The following is a 1,003-nucleotide window of genomic DNA, read 5'->3' as shown; positions in this document are numbered from 1 at the left end:
ATTCCGCGCGACCGCAACGGCGAGTTCAAGCAACAGACTGTTCCTGCTTATAGACGGACGAATGATACCTTAGAGGAGACCGTCATTCACCTCTTCCGAAAAGGTATTACCATGTCGGAAATCGCAGACTTGATTGAGAAAATGTATGGGCATCACTACACGCCCCAAACCATGTCCAACATGACTAAAGTGCTGACTGAAGAAGTAAATGCATTTAAAGTTAGAACTCTAAATGATAAGTATGTCGCTATTTTCATGGATGCTACTTATATTCCTTTAAAACGGCAAACCGTCTCCAAAGAAGCAATCTATATTGCCATTGGTATACGAGAAGACGGCACTAAAGAAGTACTAAGTTATGCGATTGCCCCGACTGAATCGACCTACGTTTGGAATGAGTTGTTACAGGACATTTACTCCAGAGGGGTTCATGATGTCTTACTGTTTATTACCGATGGCTTAAAAGGCATGAAAGATACGATTCACCAGATTTATCCTAAAGCTAAATACCAACATTGCTGTGTTCACATTTCCCGTAATATTGCTCATAAAGTACGTGTCAAAGATCGAAAAGAAATCTGTGATGATTTTAAGGCTGTTTATCAAGCTAGCTCAAAGGAAGAGGCAAATACCTTTTTAGGGAGTATGATTGAGAAGTGGCAGAAAACTTATCCTAAAGTGACGCAGTCACTGATAAAAAATCAAGATTTATTGACTTTTTATGAGTTTCCGCCTGGTATCCGCCGAAGCATTTACTCAACTAATTTAATCGAATCTTTCAATAAACAAATCAAGAAATACAGCCGCAGAAAAGATCAGTTTCAAAATGAAGAATCACTAGAGCGTTTCCTAGTATCCATCTTTGATACATACAATCAAAAATTCTTAAATAGAAGCCATAAAGGCTTCCAACAAGTGACGGATACATTAGCTTCAATGTTTACTGAGTAACCCATTATTTTGCAGAAGGACGAGTTATTTACACAAAATTATTGACGCTCCC

Annotated in this window: 1 protein-coding gene; it reads left to right on the top strand. The window is 38.5% G+C overall.

Annotation, left to right across the window (positions count from 1 at the left end):
* Nucleotides 1–951 (top strand): IS256-like element ISEfm2 family transposase (locus RG571_RS11990; protein ID WP_236923653.1); only part of this gene is annotated, 951 nt, incomplete at its 5' end.
* Nucleotides 952–1,003 lie beyond the last annotated feature (52 nt).

Origin of the sequence: Enterococcus sp. FR204 (genome assembly GCF_031143325.1) — a bacterium.
Taxonomy (GTDB): domain Bacteria; phylum Bacillota; class Bacilli; order Lactobacillales; family Enterococcaceae; genus Enterococcus_B; species Enterococcus_B faecium.
This window is presented reverse-complemented; position numbering and strand designations above follow the sequence as displayed.